Raw genomic sequence first — 16,312 nt, forward strand, 5'->3', positions numbered from 1 at the left:
TAGGTAAATGCCATGCAGGGCCATCGTGTTGCCTGAAAATTACTTACATCTGACAAGATCCGCAATGCCTTCTTCACAGAAGGTTGACGCGAACAGGCGGCGGGGCGAGAGCGTTCAGCCGCGGGGGCGGGTGAGGGCCTCGGACTCCCACAGGTCGCGGTAGTAACCCGGCGCGGCGACGAGGTCGGCGTGCGCGCCGCGCTGGGTGACCCTGCCGCCCTCCAGCACGACGATCTCGTCGACCTGTTCCAGGCCGCGCAGCCGGTGGGTGACCAGCAGCATGGTGCGGCCCCGGGTGGCGTCCAGCAGGTCGGCCATCAGCAGGTCGGCCGTCTCCTCGTCAAGGGCCTCGGCCGGCTCGTCCAGCAGCAGCACCGGCGGGTCGTACAGCAGGGCCCGGGCCAGCGCGAGCCGCTGGAGCTGGCCGCCGGAGACGGTGCGGCCGTCCTCGCCGAGCACCGTGTCCCAGCCGGTGCGCTCGGTCCAGGCGTCCAGGCGGGCCCGCCGTACGGCCGCCTCGATGTCCTCGGTGGACGCCTGCGGCCCGGCCAGGCGCAGGTTGTCGCCGACAGTGGCCTGAAAGACGTACGGGTCCTGGGTGAGGCCCGTGACGAGCGCCCGCACGTCGTCGGAGGACAGGCGCCGCACGTCGACCCCGTCGAGCCGGATCGCGCCCGACTCGATCTCCACGGTCCGCATCAGCGCCGACAGCAGAGTGCTCTTGCCCGCGCCGCTCGGGCCGACCACCGCGACGCGGCGGCCCGGCGTCAGCGTCAGGCTCACGCCGTTCAGCGCGGGCTCACGCCCGCCGTGGCGCACCACGAGGTCGTCGACCTCGACCGTCAGCGGCGGCTCGGGCGCGGGCGCCGGGTCGGCGGGCTCGCGCACCGCCGGGGGAGTGGCGGCGGTCTCCCCGAGCCTGCGCAGCGCCGCGACCACCCCCGCGAACCGCTCCCCCGCCGCCGCCAGCGGCAGCGCGGGCTCGAAGGCGACCAGCGAGGTCAGGGCGGCCACGGCGGTCGCGACCCGATCGAGACCGGCGGCCTGGGCCGTCAGGACCACGGCGACGACGGTCAGCCCCTGCGTGAGCATGCCGACGCCGAGCGCGGCGGCGTTGATCCAGGCCTGCCCCCGCTCCAGCCGGGACAGCCGCCCGTCGGCGTCCATCGCCGCCGACAGGGCCCGGTCACGCGCGCCGTACGCCGCGAGGTCGGCCGCGCCGTGGACGAGGTCGGCCACCCGGGCGGCCAGGTCGGCGCGGGCCGGGGCGATCCGGGCCGACCAGCGCCGCGCGGCGGCGGCCGTGCCCGCGGGCAGCAGCACCCCGGCGACGAGCAGTCCGGCGGCGAGCGCGAACGCGGCGGCGGGCAGCAGGAAGCCCGCGACGACGACGGCGGCGACGCCGGTGATCAGCGCGGCGACGGCCGGCAGCAGGCAGCGGACGAGCAGGTCCTGCACGGCGTCGGTGTCGTCCACCATGCGGCTGAGCAGGTCGGCCCCGCGCTGCGGCAGCGGCCCGGCCGGGATCAGCGCCCGGTAGAGACGCTCGCGGGTGCCCGCCTGGGCCCGCAGCGCGACGTCGTGCCCGGCCAGGCGCTCGCCGTACCGGAACACGCCGCGGGTGGTCGCGAACGCACGCACGGCCACGATCGCGACCGACAGCGCGGCCAGGGGCGGCTGCTCGGCGGCCCGCGTGATCAGCCAGGCGGCCGACGCGATGAGCGCGACCCCCGCGAGGTCGGCCGCCGCCGCGGCGAGCGCGGCGAGCACGAGCCGCCGGCCCATGCCGGTGCCGGTGACCACCGCCAGCGGTGAAGCCGCCGTGGTCGTCTGCGCGCGGCTCATCGGGCCTCCCCGCCCTGCGCGGGAACCTGGGGGACGAGGGCGCCGCCGTCGAGGCGGACGACCCGGTCGGCCAGGTCGATCATCGCCGGGCGGTGCGCGACGATGATCGCCGTGCGCCCCTCGGCCAGCCTGCGCGTGGCCGCCACGATCGCCGCCTCGCTCCTGCCGTCGAGCCGCGCCGTGGGCTCGTCCAGCAGCAGCACCTGGGCGGCGGGGCGGCAGAAGGCCCTGGCCAGGGCGACCCGCTGGCGCTGGCCCGCCGACAGGTTGGCGCCGCGCTCGCCGAGCGGGGTGTCGTACCCCTGCGGCAGGGCGCCGGCGAACTCGGCCACCTGCGCCGCCTCGGCGGCGGCCCTGATCACCGCCGCGTCCGTGTTCAGCGGACCGTCGGCCGAACCGAGCGCGATGTTGTCGGCCACCGACGTCGCGAACAGGTGCGGGCGCTGCGGCACGAAGGCGAGCCGCCGCCGCCACTCGTCGAGGTCGAGGCCGGCCAGATCCGTCCCGTCCGCGAGCACCCGCCCCTCCGAGGGGGTCACGAACCCGAGCAGCAGGTGCAGCAGCGTGCTCTTGCCCGCGCCGCTCGGGCCCACGATCGCCACCCGCTCACCCGGCCGGATGACCAGCGAGACGCGGTGGAGGGCGGTCTCCTCGCGGCCCGGGTAGCGCACGGTGACGTCCTCCAGCCGGATCTCCGGCGGCCCGCCGGCGGGCGCGGCACGCCCGGCGCCCGTCCTGGCGGCGGCCGGCCCGGTCTCCTGTCCAATCTCCGGCCCGGTCTCCTGCTGCGGATTCACCACCGCGAACACCTCGTCGGCGGCGGCGACGCCCTCCATGGCGGCGTGGAAGCGGGTGCCCATCGCGCGCAGCGGCAGGTACGCCTCCGGGGCCAGCAGCAGCACGAGCAGCGCCGTACGCAGGTCGAGCGAGCCCGACAGCAGCCGCAGCCCCACCGGCACCGCGACCAGGGCCAGCGACAGCGACGCCACGAGTTCGAGCACCAGCGACGACAGGAACGCCACCCGCAGCGTGCGCATGGTCGCGGCGCGGTGGGCCTCGGCCACCTCGCGGATCACCGACGCCTGGTAGCGGGCCCGGCCGAAGGCCCGCAGCGTGGGCAGGCCGCGTACGACGTCGAGGAAGTGGCCGCCGAGGCGGGCCAGCGCGCGCCACTGCCGTTCCGTCACGGTCTTGGTGGTCCATCCGACCAGCGCCCCGAAGATCGGGATCAGCGGCAGCGTGAGCACCACGATCACGGCGGTGGCCAGATCGGCCACGAAGAGCCGGACCACGACCGCGAGCGGCACGACCCCGGCCACGGCGACCGCCGGCAGGTAGCCCGTCAGGTAGGGGTCGAGCGCGTCCAGTCCCCGGCCCGCGAGCGTCACCAGCTCACCCGACCGGTACGCCGGTCCGAGACCCTCCACCCGGCCGAGGAGTAGCCGCCGCAGGGCTGACTTGAGCGCGGTGGCCGCGCGGCCCGCGAGCACTCCCTGCGCCCATCCGAGCAGCCCGCGGCAGGCGACGACGAGCGCCAGCGGGAGCAGAACGGCGGCCGCGAACCGGCCGGACAGCACTCCGGCCAGCAGCTCCGCCTGCACGAGCACGAGCAGCCCGGCCGCCACCGCCGCCGCCAGACAGCAGGCGAGATGGACGCGGACGCTCCGCTCCGCGCGGGCCAGCCGGAGGAGATCCCTGTGCAACGGTCCCCCATCAGAAGAACGTCGGCAGCGCGCCCCTGGAGAAGGTGCGCCATACCCATACTTGCGCGCCCACGAGGATGGGGGCGGCCGGGACCACCATGACACTGAGCACAGTCAGTGTCTGATCCGGGGCGGCGTTGCCGAGCATGTGACCGGCCGCGGCCGCCATGACCAGGACCGCGGGCGCGGCGGCGGCGCAGGCCGACAGCAGCAGAGCCCGCCCGCTCCCGCGCGGGCCGTCCTGCAGCCGCCAGGCCGCGAAGGTGCGGCCGTGCCAGGCGAGCAGCGCGAGCAGCGCCAGACCTCCCGCCACGGCCGGGACGTCGAGAGGCGAGGCGGGCAGACCGCGCGCGACGGCCACGAGGATCGCGCCCCAGGCGAGCGCCAGCCCCGTCGAGCCCGCCCACAGCGCGCCGTCCCACGCCAGCCTCCAGGCGGCGCCGTCGGCCCTGCGGCGGAACCACAGCCCCGCGTCGCGCACGATCCAGGCCAGCAGCAGGACGACGACGAGGGGATACAGGCGGCTCAGCGCCCGGCCGTCCAGCACCGGGAACGCGCCGAACAGCACACCGGCGAGCGCGACCAGCCACACCTCGTTGGCGAGCACGAACGGCGCCATCGCGCCGACGAGGCGGTCGCGGTCGGCGGGGGAGCGGCCCAGCACGGGCAGCAGCGCGCCGAGCCCGATGTCGAAGCCCTCAAGGGCGAAGTAGCCGGCCAGCAGGACGGCGAACGTCAGGAACCAGAAGATGTCCATGGGGAGCGTGTCCTCTACAGCGAGTGGGCGGGGACGGGCTCCGCGGTGACGGGAAGGTCCGCGGCGCCGAGCGCGACCCGTCCCGGGCCGCGCCGTACGGCACGGGCGATGAGGACGTAGTCGACGAGGGCGAGCAACCCGAGCACGCCCGCGAACCCCGCGAAGGAGGCGGTGATGTCCGCCCGGGTCAGCCCGGGGGTGAGGGCGTCGGCCACGGAGAGCTTGCCGTACACCATCCAGGGCTGGCGGCCGACCTCGCGGACGAGCCAGCCGGCGATCGCCGCGACGAACGGCAGCGGGGTCATGACCATGAGGAGCGGGTGCAGCCAGCGCGAGCGGGCCAGCACGTCGCGGATGAGCAGCGGCGCCAGTACGAACATCACGGTGAACTGGACGAGCTGCCCGATCGTGATCATCAGTCCGAGCGCGGTGCCGGGGACCGCCCCGTGGAACTTGTCCGGCTGGACGTCGCCGACCGGCCCGAACTGCGCGTAGCCGAACCCCACGGTGAACAGCGACCCGACGAAGGCGGTCAGCACGCCGACGCGCAGGGACCGGGTGAAGAACTCCCGCTCGGGAGTGCGCCGGAACAGGTGGTAGGCGCTGGCGCCCATCACGACGAACCCGCCGGCCCAGAGGCCGGCGCTCAGCACGTGGGGGAGCGCGAAGACGAGGGTCGGGTTGGTGAACAGGGCGCCGAAGTCGCGCAGCACGAGCCGTCCGCCCTCCTCCGCCGAGCCCGCCGGGTTCTGCAGGAAGGAGTTGGCGACCATGATGAACAGCGCCGAGGCGTACGCCGTCAGCGTCACCAGCCAGATGCAGGCCACGTGGAGCCCGCGCGGCAGCCGGTGCCAGCCGAAGATCCACAGGCCCAGGAACGTGGACTCCAGGAAGAAGGCCAGCAGCGTCTCCATGGCCAGCGGCGCGCCGAACACGTCGCCCGCGTAGCGCGAAAGCCCGCTCCAGCTCATCCCGAACTGGAACTCCATCACGAGCCCGGTGACGATGCCGAGCGCGTAGTTGATCACGTAGATCTGCCCCCAGAAGCGGGTCATCCGCTCGTGCAGGGGGTTCCCGCCGATGGCGTACCGGGTGTGCATGATCGCCACCAGCGGGGCCAGCCCGAGCGTGAGCACGACGAACAGGAAGTGGAGGCTTCCCGTCACGGCGAACTGCGTCCGGGCGAGGTCGACGACGTCCATTGATTCTCCATGGGTAGGCTGTCTACATATAGACAGCCTACATATAGACTCGACGCATGAGTAACCGGGATAGGCTGCGGGCGTGAACGCCGACGCGCTCCGGGGCCATATGGACGCCCTGCTGCTGTCCGTGCTGGAGCATGAGCCGCTGCACGGCTACGCGATCATCGAGGCGCTGCGGGAGCGCAGCGGCGGGGAACTCGACGTGCCGACGGGTACGGTCTACCCCGCGCTGCGCAGGCTGGAGCGGGCCGGGCTGCTCGCCGGCGAGTGGGCCTCCGACGGGGGGCGCAAACGGCGGACCTACCGCCTCACCGACGCCGGGCGCAAGGCGCTGACAGGGGAGCGGTCGGCCTGGCGGTCGTTCACTACCGCGATAGGGAGCGTTCTCGATCCATTGCGCTGAGCGCGCGGACCGCCCTCGTGCAGCGCAGGCAGTGCGCCGCGCTGTACAGCATCCACCCGGCGAGCGCGTAGCTGATCAGGGACACGGCCACCCCGGGCAGGTAGCCGGAGAACCCCACCGGGCCCTGCGCGGCCGCCGCCAGCGTGAGGCCCATCACCGCGATCAGCGGCGTCTGGATCCAGACGAACAACCCGAGACCTCGGGTGACCAGCGCGGGGCGGCGGACAAGCCGTGCCCCGCGGCCGAGCGCGAGCAGCGCGAGGCCGCCTATCACGCCCACGCCGAGCTGGAGCAGGTCCACCGTCCTGGCCAGCGGCCCGAACCACACCGGCTTGATCTCGGCGACATGCGGGCTCTCGGGGAAGATCCGCCAGATCACCGCCCACATGAACGCGATGAGCGGCACGCTGAGGAACAGCAGGGCGGCCGTGCGGCGGCCCTGGCTCACCGTCAGCTCCCCCTGGAAGCCCGGTGCGACCTCGGGCACGGTCCCGAAGTCGGCGACCGCCAGCCGTTCGGCCTCGTCCCGGGGGAGACCCTCGCCCTCGTACGCCTCGGCCGCGTCGAGCAGGCTGTCGCGCGCCTCGGTCAGCAGGTCGCGCCTGGCGCCGCCCGGGCCCCGCAGCGCATGGCGCATCGACGCGACGTACTCGTCGATCGGGCCCGCGTTCCCCATCGTCCCTCCCCGGTCTGTGGCAAGCGTACGGCCGGGAGCCCGGGGGCGCATCAGGGTGATCCCTGACCCTGGCCCAAGGTCCTGTGCGGGCGGAGCCGTACGGCACTGCCGCCGCGGGCCGCCGTGCGCTGTGCTTGAGTATGTGGAGCGGGCAACGAGACGGCCAGCGGGCGTCTCCGGATCGGCAAAGGGGGGGAGCGGCACCGCTCCGGTTCGCAGATACCCTGTCCTCAGGTGAGACCGGCCCCCCAAAACATGGCCCTGTCCCTCCTGTGGCTGGAGGTGCGGGCCTTCTTTGTGGGTACAGGGATGCTCGTGGGCGGTGTCTTCTGACCGTTTCGCCGCGGCAACCCCCTGTTAACCCCGGTCGGCGAGACTGAGAGCGGAGAGCGAGGCGGAACGTGAACCAGCCGAAGATCGTGGTGGGCATCAACGGGTCGATGGCGTCGCAGGCCGCACTGCGGTGGGCCGCCGCCGAGGGTTCGCTGCGCGGGGCGCGGGTCGAGGCGGTGTACGCCTGGGAGTGGATGGGCGGGCTGCACGCCCACTACGCGCCGATCGCGAGCCGCACCTCACGGGAGGACGAGCACAGAACCGCGCTGGACGTGGCCGGTCAGGCCGTCGCCGAGCTCGGTGAGCGCCACGTCGAGCCGGTGGTCGTCGAGGGCTCGCCGGCGCAGGTCCTGCTGCGCGCGACCGAGGGCGCCGACCTGCTGGTGCTGGGCGCGCACGAGGCCGAGTCCGAGCCTTACCCCGTGCTCAATCCGGTCGTCTCCGCCTGCCTGCTGCGGGCCAGATGCCCGGTCGTCGTCGTGCTGCCCGGAATGGAGCACGACCGCCGTCCGGAAGTGCTCGCCGGCAGCCGGTCCTGACCCGGCCTCCGCCAGGGGCCGGATGTCCTCCCGGTCTCGGGACTTTCCGCCCTGCCGGATCGCACGGCCCGGGCGGAGCATGAGGCTATGGACCCCAACAGCCCGGCCGGCGGCCCGGCCGCCATCCGGGGCATCGTCGTGGGATACGACGGCTCCGACTTCGCCATGCAGGCGCTCGACTGGGCGATGGACGAGGCCGAGTTCAGGGACTCGCCCATCACCGTCTGCCACGCCTGGCAGTCGCCGTACGGCGCGGGTGACGAGGAGGCGCGCAAGTCGCTGCACCAGGCGGCCGAGCACGTGCTGTGGCACGGCGCGGAATGCGCCCGGCAGTGCACGAGCGGCGTCCGCGTGCGGGAGGACCTGTTCGAGGGGCCGGCCTCCGACCGGCTCGTCGCGCTGTCGGAGACGGCCGACCTCGTCGTCGTGGGGTCGCGCGGCCTGAGCGGCGCGGCCCGCCGCGTGATGGGGTCGGTCGCGGGGCACGTCGCGGCGCACGCGCTCTGCCCGGTGATCGTGGTCCGCGGCACGGGATCGCTGCCGCATCGCAGGAACCCCGGCCCCCTCGTCGTCGGCGTCGGCGGGGGCGACGACCACGTCCTCGCCTTCGCCTACCGCGAGGCGGCCCTGCGCCGGCTGTCGCTGATCGCGGTGCACGCGTGGCGCTACCCGGCCGCCGCCTGGAGCGCGGGCATGGCGCCCATGGTGATGTCCGACGTCCCCGGCCGGGAGGCCGTCGAGGCGCTGGAACGCGCCGTGGAGCCCTGGCGGGCGCGGTATCCGGACGTGCGCACCCTGCTCCAGCCCGTCGAGGGGTCCGTGCTCGACGTCCTGGCCGGCACCTCACCCGGTGCGACCATGCTGGTCGTCGGCGCGACCCGCGCCCGTGGGGTGCTCGGCAGGCTCGGGACGGTCACCCGGCCGCTGATCGACGCGGTCACCTGCCCGGTGGCCGTCGTCCATTGATGTCTTCCACTGATGTCGTCCACTGACGACCGGGGGACCGGTCCGGATGGGAGCGATCCATCCCGGACCGCGATGCGCAAGGGCAGCACGCCAACGGTTGCGACGCCAGGCGATCGGCAAATTCATACAAGTTTGCGGTAAAGACACTTATTGGTCCTGGTGTCGCAGAGGTCTACCCCTAAAGTCCGGGACATGCGTGCTCTTTCCCGGGCCTTTCCCGATGACCACCCCGGTGGCCGCGACCTGAGACGTGGCGCGAGCCGCGGCGGCCGCGTGGTCGCCGCGCTCGCCGCCGCCGGTCTCCTGGCCGCCGGTGTCGCGGTCGCGTCGCCGGCGCCCGCGTCCGCCGAGCCGGGCGCCGTGGTGATCAGCCAGGTGTACGGAGGCGGCGGCAACTCCGGCGCCCCCTACACCAACGACTACGTCGAACTGTTCAACCGCGGCACCGCCACGATCTCGCTGGACGGCTGGTCCCTCCAGTACACGAGTGCCACCGGGACCGGACAGTTCGGCTCCCAGAAGCAGGACCTGTCGGGCTCGCTCGCCCCCGGCGGGTATCACCTGGTCCAGCTGTCCGCCGGATCGACGCCGAGCGGTGCGCTGCCCTCCGCCGACACCACCGGAACGCTCAGCCTGAGCGCCACGGCCGGCAAGGTCGCCCTGGTCCGCTCGGCCGCCGGCCTCGCCTGCAACGGCGGCTCCTCGCCCTGCGCACCGGAGCAGGCCGCGCAGATCGCCGACCTCGTCGGGTACGGCACGGCCAACTACTTCGAGGGCACGGCGGCGGCCCCGGGCCTGAGCAACTCCACCGCCGCGGTGCGCGCCGGCGGCGGCTGCGCGGACACCGACGACAACGCCGCGGACTTCGCCGCGGGCACGCCCGCGCCGCGCAACGCCGCGACGCCCCCGGCTCCCTGCGGCGCCGTCTCCCCGTCCCCGTCCGCTTCGCCGTCCGCCTCGCCGACCCCGTCGCCCACACCCACGCCCACCGGCGACCCGTGCGAGGTGCCGGCGAACCGGCAGATCGCCGAGGTCCAGGGCGGCGGCGACACCTCCCCGCTCGCCGGGCAGACCGTCCGGGCCGAGGGCGTGGTGACCGGCGACTTCCAAGCCGCGAACCAGCTCAGCGGGTTCTACTTCCAGGACCCGACGCCCGACGCCGACCCGGCCACATCCGACGGCCTGTTCGCGTTCGCCCGGCCGACCCTGAAGGACGTCAAGGTCGGTGACCGCGTGCTCGTCACCGGCCGGGTCACCGAGTTCAACGGGCTCACCGAGCTGTCCCCCGTCACGGCCGTGGACGTCTGCGGCACCGGGACGATCACGCCGAAGGCCTACGACCTGCCGCGCGCCGACGGCGCCGCCTTCGAGCCGTACGAGAACGTGCTCGTGACCTTCCCCGAGCCGCTGACCGTGACCGACCACTACAACCTCGGCCGATACGGCGAGGTGACGGTCTCCGCCGGCGGCAGGCTCTTCCAGCCGACGGACCGGCCCGGCGTGGACCCCGCGCTCGACGCCCGCAGGTCGCTGCTGATCGACGACGGCTCCAGCACCGAGAACCCCGCCGCCATCCCGTACACGACGCCGCGGGCCGTACGGCTGGGCGACACCGCCGTGGGCGTGACCGGCGTGCTGACCTACGGCTTCGGGGACTACCTGCTGGAGCCCACCGAGCAGATCACCTTCCTGCCCGCCAACCCGCGGCTGCCCGCCCCCTCTCCGGTGGGCGGCAACGTCCGCGTCGCCAGTCTCAACACGCTCAACTGGTTCACGACGCTCGGCTCGCGCGGCGCGAACACCGCCGAGGAGCAGCAGCGGCAGCTCAAGAAGATCGTCGCCACGCTCAAGGGTCTCAACGCCGACGTCGTCGGGCTCATGGAGGTCGAGAACAACGGGCAGACCGCGCTCAACGCGCTGGTCGACGCCCTGAACGCCGAGGTGGGCGCGGGCACGTACGCCGCCCTGACCCACCCCTTCCCGGGCACCGACGCCATCCACGTCGCCGCGATCTACAAGCCGGCGAAGCTGAGCCTCGTCGGGCAGACGCGCTCCTCGACCGATCCGGTCTTCCGGCGGCCGCCGCTGATCCAGACCTTCCGCCGGGCGGGCGGCGGTCAGCCGTTCACGCTGCTCGTCAACCACTTCAAGTCCAAGGGCTGTGACGAGGAGGCCGACAGCGGCGACACCGACCAGGGCGACGGGCAGAGCTGCTACAACGCCGAGCGCGTACGGCAGGCCAAGGCCGTGCTCGGTCTCATCGACTCGATGGACCTGCCGAACCCGCTGGTGATCGGGGACCTCAACGCGTACGGCGAGGAGGACCCGATCCACACCCTGGAGACGGGCGGCCTGACCAGCCTGTCCAAGCGGTTCGTCCCCGCGGCGCAGCGCTACAGCTACCTGTTCGACGGGCTGTCGGGCGAACTGGACCACGCGATGGCCTGCAAGCAGCTGGTCAAGCGGGTGAGCGGGGCGACCATCTGGCATGTCAACGCCGACGAGCCGCGCATCCTCGACTACAACCTGGAGTACAACCCGCCGAGCCTCTACCGGCCCGACGCGTTCCGCTCCTCCGACCACGACCCGCTGCTGATCGGGCTGAACCTGCCCGGCGGCAAGGGCTGACGACCCGCACGCGAAGGGGCCCCCGGCGACGGGGGCCCCTTACTGTCGCGCGCTCCTATTTCGCGTCGGGATCGACGAAGTCCCGTTTGGTCGCCGGCGGCTCGCCCGGCTTGCCGCCGAGCCGCGGATACCGCAGGTCGAAGGCGGGCCGCTCGGAGCGGATCGGCGGGATCGACACGAAGTTGTGGCGCGGCGGCGGGCAGGACGTCGTCCACTCCAGCGAGTTGGCATGCCCCCACGGGTCGTTGACCGTCACCTTCTCCCCGTGGCGCACGGTCCACCAGAGGTTGTAGATGAACGGCAGGGTGGACAGCCCGAGCAGGAACGCCCCGAGGCTCGACACCTGGTGCATCCAGGCGAAGCCGTCGGCGGACGCGTAGTCGCCGTACCGCCGCGGCATGCCCTGCACGCCGAGCCAGTGCTGGATGAGGAACGTCATGTGGAACCCGATGAACAGCATCCAGAAGTGGATCTTCCCGAGCGGCTCGTTCAACATCCGGCCGGTCAGCTTCGGCCACCAGAAGTAGAAGCCGGAGAACATCGCGAACACCACCGTGCCGAACACCACGTAGTGGAAGTGGGCGACCACGAAGTAGGTGTCGGTCACGTGGAAGTCCAGCGGCGGCGACCCGAGGATCACCCCGGTCAGACCGCCGAACAGGAACGTCACGAGGAAGCCCACGGCCCACAGCATCGGCGTCTCGAAGGTGAGACTGCCCCGCCACATCGTGCCGGTCCAGTTGAAGAACTTCACCCCCGTGGGCACGGCGATCAGGAACGTCATCAGCGAGAAGAACGGCAGCAGCACCCGGCCGGTGGCGAACATGTGGTGCGCCCACACGGTGACCGACAGCGCCGTGATCGCGATCGTCGCGCCGATCATCCCGACGTACCCGAACAGCGGCTTGCGGCTGAAGACCGGGATCACCTCGGTGATGATGCCGAAGAACGGCAGCGCGATGATGTAGACCTCCGGATGGCCGAAGAACCAGAACAGGTGCTGCCACAGGAGCGGACCGCCGGTCTGCGGGTCGTAGATGTGCGCGCCGACCTTCCGGTCGAGTTCCAGCGCCAGCAGCGCGGCGGCGAGCACCGGGAAGGCCAGCAGCACCAGGATCGAGGTGAAGAACACGTTCCAGGTGAAGATCGGCATCCGGAACATCGTCATTCCCGGGGCGCGCATGCACATGATCGTCGTGATGAAGTTGACCGAGCCGAGGATCGTCCCGACACCGGACAGCGCCAGGCCCATCACCCACAGGTCCCCGCCGAGCTGCGGGGTGAAGGCCGCGCGCGCCAGCGGCGTGTAGGACGTCCAGCCGAACGTCGGCGCCCCGCCGGTCAGCATCGATCCGAGGACCATCAGGCCGCCGAAGAGGAACAGCCAGTAGCTCGCCATGTTCAGCCTCGGGAACGCCACGTCCGGAGCGCCGATCTGCAGCGGCATGATTGCGTTGGCGAACCCCGCGAACAACGGCGTCGCGAAGAACAGCAGCATGATGGTGCCGTGCAGAGTGAACAGCTGGTTGTACTGCTGCAACGTGACGAACTGCATGCCGGGATCGAAGAGCTCCGCCCGGATGACCATGGCCTGTAGGCCGCCGATCAGGAAGAACAGGAACGTGGTGATCAGATAGAGGTTGCCGATCACCTTGTGATCCGTGCTCGACAACCATGAGGCGATCCGAGCGCCGGTGCCCCTCTGGGCCGTCAGGTCGCTCGGCCGTGCGGCATGAGTCGTCATCCGGGTGCTCCTTCTACGTCAAGGAGGTCTCCTGCCCAATCACACGAGGCTCATCGGGAAATGGAATGCTGGGATTGTCCGGCTGGTTATGCCCGCTGAAGACCGAGCGAAAGGAGTCGCCCGTGGCGACCATCGAGGTAACCGAGAAGAACTTCAACGACATCGCCGACAACGGCATCGTACTGCTCGATTTCTGGGCATCCTGGTGTGGCCCCTGCCGCTCCTTCGCACCGATCTTCGAAAAGGCGTCCGAGGAGCACGAGGACATCACGTTCGGCAAGATCGACACTGAGGCGCAGCCGGCCCTGTCGGAGGGCTTCGAGATCACCGCGATTCCTACGATCATGGCGATCCGTGACGGCATCGTGGTGTTCGCCCAGCCGGGCGCCCTTCCCGAGCCGGCGCTCACGGACCTGATCCGGCAGCTGCGCGCGCTCGACATGGACGCCATCCGCGCCCAGATCGAGGCGGAGGCCAAGAGCTCCTGACGCCCCGGGGCGTCCGGGAAACGGAAACCGCCGTCACCCCGTCCGAGTGATCGGAGGGCGACGGCGGATTCAGACGAACGGCGACGGGCGGTTCGGGCCCGGCGCGGGTCAGCTCGACCGGTAGAGCTCCGCGACGCGGAAGGCGAGGTCGAGCGACTGACCGCGGTTGAGACGGGGGTCGCACGCCGTCTCGTACCGCAGCGCCAGGTCCTCCTCGACGATCGCGTGCCCGCCGCCCACGCACTCGGTCACGTCGTCGCCGGTGAACTCGATGTGGATGCCGCCGGGGTGGGTGCCGAGCGCGTGGTGCACCTCGAAGAAGCCCGCGACCTCGTCGAGCACGTCGTCGAGGCGGCGCGTCTTGTGGCCGCTCGGCGCCTCGAAGGTGTTGCCGTGCATCGGGTCGCACACCCAGGCCACGGTGGCGCCGCTCGCGTTGACCTTCTCCACCAGCGTCGGCAGCGCGTCGCGGACCTTGCCCGCGCCCATGCGGGCGATGAAGGTGAGCCGTCCGGGCTCGTTGTCCGGGTTGAGCTTGTCGATCAGCGCGATGGCCTCTTCGGGCGTGGTGGTCGGGCCGAGCTTCACGCCGATCGGGTTGCGGATGCGGCTGAAGAACTCGACGTGCGCCCCGTCGAGCTGCCGGGTGCGCTCGCCGATCCACACCATGTGCGCCGACACGTCGTACGGCAGGCCGGTACGCGAGTCGATCCGGGTGAGCGCCCGGTCGTAGTCGAGGATCAGGGCCTCGTGGGAGGAGTAGAACTCCACGGTGTGGAACTCCTCGGGGTCGGCCCCGCAGGCCCGCATGAACGAGAGCGCCTGGTCGATCTCCCGCGCGAGCTGCTCGTACCGGCGCCCCGCCGGGGACTCCGCGACGAAGTCCTGGTTCCACGCGTGGACCTGGCGCAGGTCGGCGTAGCCGCCCTTGGTGAAGGCCCGCGCGAGGTTCAGCGTGACGGCGGAGGAGTGGTAGGCGCGCAGCAGCCGGTTCGGGTCGGGGCGGCGGGTCTCGGCGGTGAAGTCGAAGCCGTTGACCATGTCGCCCCGGTAGGCCGGGAGCTCGACGCCGTCGCGGGTCTCCGTGGGCTTGGACCGCGGCTTGGCGAACTGCCCGGCGAGCCTGCCGATCTTCACGACCGGCACGCGGCCGGCGTAGGTCAGCACGATCGCCATCTGCAGCAGCGTCTTGAGCTTGTTGCGCACGTTCTCGGCCGTCGCGCCCGCGAAGGTCTCGGCGCAGTCGCCGCCCTGCAGGACGAACGCCTCCCCGCGCGCCACGGCGGCCATGCGGTCCTTGAGCTGGTCGCACTCCCCGGCGAACACTAGCGGGGGCACGGACGCCAGCTCCGCGACGACCTTGTCCAGCTCGCCGCGGTCGGGCCAGTCCGGCTGCTGTGCCGCGGGCAGGTCGCGCCAGGTGTCCAGGGCACCCGAGGTGTCCGGGCCGCTCACGGGGTCGAGGTTCGTTGCGCTCACGGGTACCAAGGTTATTGCACCGCGTCCCGTGTGGTCCCCTTCCTGTCCATTTGCTGAGATCTTTTTTCTCGCAGCGGAAGACGTACGTGCTCGGGCAGCACGCCGAGCCCGAGGAACCGGGCCACCAGCGACCGCGCCACCGGCACACGGGTGAGGGCGGGGATCCGCGCCACGGGACCGGCGAGCGCCGGCCGGATGAGGCGTTCCTGCACCACCCGCTGCGCGGTCTGCACGACGGCCGTGGGGACCTTCCTGCGGCGCCCCACTCTGGCGAGCGCCGCGGTGGGGGCCCGGCCGCGCAGTAGGGCCGGCCCGACGATGTTGGCGGTCGCGACCGCGTCCTGCACCGCGAGGTTGATCCCGACGCCGAAGACCGGCGACATCGCGTGGGCCGCGTCGCCGATCAGCAGCAGCCCGGGCAGGTGCCAGCGCGTGAGCCGGTTCAGCTCCACGCTGAGCCTGCCGGCCTCGTCGAAGCGGCGCAGCCCGCCGGTCCTGCCGGCGAGGAAGGGCAGCAGCCGTTCCACCTCGCGGCGCAGTGCGTCGACGCCCTGCGCCTCGAGCGCGGCGAAGCCGCCCTTCGGGATGAGGTAGGCGAGCTGCCAGTACGTGTCCCTGTTGATGGCGACCATGAGCCGGCCGGTCGACGCCCGCAGGAACGGCTGCTCGGGATCGCCCTCCGCCCGTGGCAGCCGGAACCAGAGGACGTCCATCGGCGCGCCGAACCGTTTCGGCGTCAGTCCGGCCGCCCGCCGGACGTCGGAGTGCCGGCCGTCGGCGGCGACCGTGAGCACGGCCCGGATCTCGTGCTCCTCGCCCCGCTCGTCGCGGTAGCGCACCCCGCGGATCGCGCCGTCGCGCCGGATGAGATCGACGACTGTGGCGTTCATCACGAGGTGGAAGCGGGGATACGCGCTCGCCTCGCGGGTGAGGAGGTCGAGGAAGTCCCATTGTGGGACGAAGGCGATGTACTGGTACTTCCCCGGCACGCGTCGCAGGTCGGCGATGGGCACCTCGCCGTCGTCGGTCAGCACGGACATCAGGTACGCCTTGTGGTGCGGCAGCCGGTGGAACGCCTCGGACAGGCCGATCTCGTCCAGGACCTGGAGGGTCGAGGGATGGATGGTGTCACCGCGGAAGTCGCGCAGGAAGTCCCCGTGCTTCTCCAGCAGAGTGACGTCGACGCCCGCGCGGGCCAGAAGCAGCGCGAGCATGGCCCCCGCGGGCCCACCGCCCGCGATCACACATGTCGTCTCCATAATTCATCACCCGCTGAAATCATCTCACGCGGGGGGCCGGGCCACCAGATGTGGGCCTACCGGAGCGCGCGCGGGACCGCTATTTTGTGATCAATGGTGTCGGCCTTCTGGAGTCCGCTGTGAGTGCTCGTGTCAGTCGTCTGCCCCGCGTCGCGGCCGGGGCGCTGGTCCTGTCCCTTATGGCGTCGCTGACCGTGGGAGCGCCCGCCGCCCTCGCCGCGACCGGCGACTCCGAGCCGCACACCGGCAACGGGTGCGGCTCGCAGTCCCTGACGCTGGAGGCGTGA

14 protein-coding genes are annotated in these 16,312 nt (G+C 72.1%); 6 read left to right on the forward strand and 8 right to left on the reverse strand.

Annotation, left to right across the window (positions count from 1 at the left end; genetic code table 11):
* Positions 1 to 114 precede the first annotated feature (114 nt).
* From cydC to FLX07_RS21545, 4 genes are read right to left on the reverse strand one after another with little or no spacing between them, the layout of a single operon-like run.
* Positions 115 to 1,845: a thiol reductant ABC exporter subunit CydC gene (gene cydC, locus FLX07_RS21530; RefSeq protein ID WP_223853659.1), complete on the reverse strand. Its 1,731-nt coding sequence runs from the start codon at positions 1,843 to 1,845 to the stop codon at positions 115 to 117.
* Positions 1,842 to 3,548: a thiol reductant ABC exporter subunit CydD gene (gene cydD / locus FLX07_RS21535; RefSeq protein ID WP_142572704.1), complete on the reverse strand. Its 1,707-nt coding sequence runs from the start codon at positions 3,546 to 3,548 to the stop codon at positions 1,842 to 1,844. The genes cydC and cydD overlap by 4 nt, the downstream gene beginning before the upstream one ends.
* A 10-nt stretch (positions 3,549 to 3,558) precedes the next feature.
* Positions 3,559 to 4,305, reverse strand: a complete 747-nt coding sequence (locus tag FLX07_RS21540) for a cytochrome d ubiquinol oxidase subunit II (protein ID WP_142572706.1) — start codon at positions 4,303 to 4,305, stop codon at positions 3,559 to 3,561.
* A gap of 14 nt (positions 4,306 to 4,319) precedes the next feature.
* Complete coding sequence (locus FLX07_RS21545) at positions 4,320 to 5,507, reverse strand: cytochrome ubiquinol oxidase subunit I (protein ID WP_142572708.1); 1,188 nt, start codon at positions 5,505 to 5,507, stop codon at positions 4,320 to 4,322.
* An 82-nt stretch (positions 5,508 to 5,589) separates the two neighbouring features.
* On the opposite strand from FLX07_RS21545, the gene FLX07_RS21550 reads away from it, so the two are divergent.
* Positions 5,590 to 5,913: a PadR family transcriptional regulator gene (locus FLX07_RS21550; protein ID WP_142572710.1), complete on the forward strand. Its 324-nt coding sequence runs from the start codon at positions 5,590 to 5,592 to the stop codon at positions 5,911 to 5,913.
* Here the strand turns inward: FLX07_RS21550 and FLX07_RS21555 are convergent.
* Entirely contained in the window at positions 5,876 to 6,589 is a 714-nt protein-coding gene (locus FLX07_RS21555) for a permease prefix domain 1-containing protein (RefSeq protein ID WP_142572712.1), read from the reverse strand. The two genes, FLX07_RS21550 and FLX07_RS21555, sit on opposite strands and share 38 nt — an antisense overlap.
* Positions 6,590 to 6,990: 401 nt before the next feature.
* On the opposite strand from FLX07_RS21555, the gene FLX07_RS21560 reads away from it, so the two are divergent.
* The 3 genes from FLX07_RS21560 to FLX07_RS21570 all read left to right on the forward strand — a co-directional run bounded on the left by FLX07_RS21560 (position 6,991) and on the right by FLX07_RS21570 (position 11,055).
* Positions 6,991 to 7,461, forward strand: a complete 471-nt coding sequence (locus FLX07_RS21560; protein ID WP_142572714.1) for a universal stress protein — start codon at positions 6,991 to 6,993, stop codon at positions 7,459 to 7,461.
* An 87-nt stretch (positions 7,462 to 7,548) separates the two neighbouring features.
* Positions 7,549 to 8,427 carry a universal stress protein gene (locus FLX07_RS21565; RefSeq protein WP_189105037.1) on the forward strand — a complete coding sequence of 293 codons (879 nt, stop codon included), beginning with the start codon at positions 7,549 to 7,551 and terminating at the stop codon, positions 8,425 to 8,427.
* A gap of 192 nt (positions 8,428 to 8,619) precedes the next feature.
* Positions 8,620 to 11,055, forward strand: a complete 2,436-nt coding sequence (locus FLX07_RS21570) for an ExeM/NucH family extracellular endonuclease (RefSeq protein ID WP_142572716.1) — start codon at positions 8,620 to 8,622, stop codon at positions 11,053 to 11,055.
* A gap of 55 nt (positions 11,056 to 11,110) precedes the next feature.
* On the opposite strand, the gene ctaD is transcribed toward FLX07_RS21570, so the two are convergent.
* On the reverse strand, positions 11,111 to 12,799 hold the full coding sequence (gene ctaD / locus FLX07_RS21575; protein ID WP_142572718.1) for an aa3-type cytochrome oxidase subunit I: 1,689 nt from the start codon (positions 12,797 to 12,799) through the stop codon (positions 11,111 to 11,113).
* 122 nt (positions 12,800 to 12,921) lie between these two features.
* On the opposite strand from ctaD, the gene trxA reads away from it, so the two are divergent.
* Positions 12,922 to 13,287, forward strand: coding sequence for a thioredoxin (gene trxA / locus FLX07_RS21580; RefSeq protein WP_142572720.1), 366 nt, complete (start codon positions 12,922 to 12,924; stop codon positions 13,285 to 13,287).
* Positions 13,288 to 13,395: 108 nt separating this feature from the next.
* On the opposite strand, the gene FLX07_RS21585 is transcribed toward trxA, so the two are convergent.
* Together FLX07_RS21585 and FLX07_RS21590 are read right to left on the reverse strand one after the other, a co-directional pair.
* The gene (locus FLX07_RS21585) at positions 13,396 to 14,766 is read right to left on the reverse strand and encodes a class II 3-deoxy-7-phosphoheptulonate synthase (RefSeq protein ID WP_357247477.1); all 1,371 of its coding nucleotides are present in this window, start codon (positions 14,764 to 14,766) and stop codon (positions 13,396 to 13,398) included.
* An 11-nt stretch (positions 14,767 to 14,777) separates the two neighbouring features.
* Positions 14,778 to 16,025: an FAD-dependent oxidoreductase gene (locus FLX07_RS21590; RefSeq protein ID WP_142572722.1), complete on the reverse strand. Its 1,248-nt coding sequence runs from the start codon at positions 16,023 to 16,025 to the stop codon at positions 14,778 to 14,780.
* A 119-nt stretch (positions 16,026 to 16,144) separates the two neighbouring features.
* Here FLX07_RS21590 and FLX07_RS36575 point away from each other — a divergent pair, with 119 nt between their 5' ends.
* The gene (locus tag FLX07_RS36575; protein WP_167748343.1) at positions 16,145 to 16,312 is read left to right on the forward strand and encodes a hypothetical protein; all 168 of its coding nucleotides are present in this window, start codon (positions 16,145 to 16,147) and stop codon (positions 16,310 to 16,312) included.

This window comes from Microbispora bryophytorum (genome assembly GCF_006874465.1).
Classification (GTDB): Bacteria; Actinomycetota; Actinomycetes; order Streptosporangiales; family Streptosporangiaceae; genus Microbispora; species Microbispora bryophytorum.

Bases quoted from the DNA above. Each gene is read 5' to 3' on its own strand.
- cydC (WP_223853659.1), bottom strand. From the start codon at position 1,845: ATGAGCCGCGCGCAGACGACCACGGCGGCTTCACCGCTGGCGGTGGTC.
- FLX07_RS21540 (WP_142572706.1), bottom strand. From the start codon at position 4,305: ATGGACATCTTCTGGTTCCTGACGTTCGCCGTCCTGCTGGCCGGCTAC.
- FLX07_RS21545 (WP_142572708.1), bottom strand. From the start codon at position 5,507: ATGGACGTCGTCGACCTCGCCCGGACGCAGTTCGCCGTGACGGGAAGC.
- FLX07_RS21555 (WP_142572712.1), bottom strand. From the start codon at position 6,589: ATGGGGAACGCGGGCCCGATCGACGAGTACGTCGCGTCGATGCGCCAT.
- FLX07_RS21565 (WP_189105037.1), top strand. From the start codon at position 7,549: ATGGACCCCAACAGCCCGGCCGGCGGCCCGGCCGCCATCCGGGGCATC.
- FLX07_RS21570 (WP_142572716.1), top strand. From the start codon at position 8,620: ATGCGTGCTCTTTCCCGGGCCTTTCCCGATGACCACCCCGGTGGCCGC.
- ctaD (WP_142572718.1), bottom strand. From the start codon at position 12,799: ATGACGACTCATGCCGCACGGCCGAGCGACCTGACGGCCCAGAGGGGC.
- FLX07_RS21590 (WP_142572722.1), bottom strand. From the start codon at position 16,025: ATGGAGACGACATGTGTGATCGCGGGCGGTGGGCCCGCGGGGGCCATG.